Source organism: Dellaglioa sp. CoH-57-MRSF-16 (genome assembly GCF_056782055.1).
This window is the reverse complement of sequence record NZ_JBXAXZ010000231.1, coordinates 1-236: the sequence shown is the minus strand read 5'-3', so window position 1 is coordinate 236 and position 236 is coordinate 1. Positions and strand designations below refer to the sequence as shown.

The 236-nt window shown below is 62.3% G+C and carries 1 protein-coding gene; it reads left to right on the top strand.

Translation table 11 applies throughout. The features are described 5' to 3' along the window. Positions 1–236, top strand: a 236-nt coding sequence (locus AC1RPH_RS08525; RefSeq protein ID WP_481762154.1) for a DUF1173 family protein, incomplete at both ends; no start/stop codon positions are given.

Genomic DNA, 236 nt, shown 5'->3' with positions numbered 1-236 from the left:
GAAGCTGACCTTGCGGGGTTTGCTGCACTACCTCTGGGAACAGGCCGGCATGAATCGCTGGTCGCCGGCCATGGCCGGCAAGCGGAACTGGTCTGTGGTCCGCAAATATCTGCTGTTGGCCGTCGCGGGCAAGAATGCGAAGAAGATGAGCCTCGAGGACATGCTGTACGTCCCTGAGATGTTCGTCGGCGACCAGAAGGACCGCATCGCCCAGCGACGCACCGAGCATCTCGCCC